1 protein-coding gene and 1 pseudogene are annotated in these 1,813 nt (G+C 74.2%); both read right to left on the minus strand.

The window, feature by feature from the left end; genetic code table 11:
• Positions 1 to 921 (minus strand): annotated as a pseudogene (locus tag HW445_RS29255) (hypothetical protein); the annotation flags it as partial.
• A gap of 111 nt (positions 922 to 1,032) precedes the next feature.
• Positions 1,033 to 1,813, minus strand: a 781-nt coding sequence (locus HW445_RS29260; protein ID WP_180223846.1) for a hypothetical protein, incomplete at its 5' end; no start/stop codon positions are given.

Consider the following 1,813-nt stretch of genomic DNA (forward strand, 5'->3'; position numbering starts at 1 on the left):
AAAAAAGGCGTCGACGATGCGCTGGAGCAGGTCCAGCGAGCCCGCCGTGAAGTCGCGTTCGGCGATGAGTTCGGCGCGGCGGCCGAGCTTGTTGCCGAACCCGGCGACCAGGTCGGCGAGTCCGTCCGTGTCGCGGGTGTCGGTGACCGCGCGCAGCAGCAGGTCGGTGAAGTCGGCGTCCTTCTTCACCGCGAAGAGGCCGGCCGCCTCGCCCTCGTCGGCGTTCATCTCCCGCTGGTAGCGGAAGAGTTCGGGATCGAGGCCGAGTTCGCCGAGGTGCTCGGTCCAGCGCTCGTGGATCTCCTCCCAGTGCGCCTCCAGGTGCGGGTAGAACTTGCCCGCCTCGGTGAGGGCGTCCCGGAAACCCTTCATCGTGCGGCGGCGGCCGCGGGCGCCGGAGGCTCCCTCGGCGGCCGGGCGCATCGCGGTGGACTCCGCCACCGGCAGGCTGTCCAGGTTCAGGCCGGGGCCGGGCCGGAAGGAGTACCAGGCCTCGGCGAACTTCCGCGGGTCGCTGGAGACCTGGCGGCCCCGCCACTCGCTGACCTTGCCGACGACGACCAGTTCCCCGGTGCGGGTGTGCTGCCACTCCAGGGCGACGTGGCCGCAGTCCTCGGCGAGCAGGAACTTGCGCAGCACGCCGGAGCTGGCGCCGCCGAGGGTGTTGCGGTGGCCCGGCAGCATCACCGAGAAGATCAGCTTGAGCAGGACGGACTTGCCGCCGCCGTTCTCCAGGAAGAGCACGCCCGCGGGGGCCGGGCGGCGCGGCGGGCCGGAGGGCTCGTCCTGGAAGAACTCCGCCTGCGCGGGCGCCGGGTCGGGCACGGGATCGCCCACGCCCCGCAGGTCCAGCACGGTGTCGGCGTACCGCGCGCCGGCCGGTCCGATGGAGTAGAGGCGGATCCGGGACAGCTCGTACATGGGGGGCTCTCGTCAGTCTTCCGTGCGCCGGTGCGGGCAGTGTGGGCGTCGAGCGGTGGGTCGTCGTGCGGGGGGCGTCGGGCGGTGCGGGCGGGCCGCGGGCGGGGGCGGTCAGGAGTGGAACGGCAGTCCCGCGTCGGCGACCAGGTCGAGGTCGTCGGTCTCGTCCGGTGGCAGCAGGGTGGCGGTGCCGTCGGAGACCGGGACGACGCCCAGCTCCAGCAGTTCGCGCATGGCGGCGCTGCTCGCCATGTCGCGGACCTGGAGCTGGTAGCGGGCGGTGGTGCGGTAGGTGCCGCCGCCGTCGTCGCCGGTGCGCTGGAGGAAGCCGGAGTCGGCGAGGAAGGCGACCGCCTTGGCGACGATGCCGGTGGTGGATCCGGCCAGGCGGCGGGAGTCCTTGGTGGCGCCGGTGGCGCTGCGGCGGGACCAGATCCGCCAGGCCGCCTCGAGTCCGGGGGCGTCGGTGGCCGGGTCGGTGTTCTCGCCCTGCTCCTCGGCACGCTGTTCCAGGCGCCGGCAGGCCTGGCGGACGAAGGCGTCGACGCCGTTGACGGTCAGCCGCCCGATGTAGCCGTCGTCGGCGAGGTCCTCCGGGCGCGGGAAGGCGAGCGCCGCGACGGCCAGGTGGGCCAGGCCGTGCAGGAACCGGTCGGCGGTGTCGGAGGAGGCGCGGCGGGCGTAGTCGCCCATCCGGACGGCGAAGACGGAGCCCTCGGCGGCGGTCACCGCCATGCCGGCGCGCGGGGACACCTCCAGCACGATCAGCCCGAGCCCGCTGGCGACGGCGTCGGCGAGCCGGGCGAACGGCGGGTCCTCGCGGTAGCGGCGCAGCAGGTCGGCGTACTCCTGGTCGCGGGCGGGCTGCAGCTTGGGCTGGAGCCCGAAGGCG

Source organism: Streptomyces sp. UH6, from assembly GCF_013421635.1.
Lineage (GTDB): Bacteria > Actinomycetota > Actinomycetes > Streptomycetales > Streptomycetaceae > Streptomyces > Streptomyces abyssomicinicus.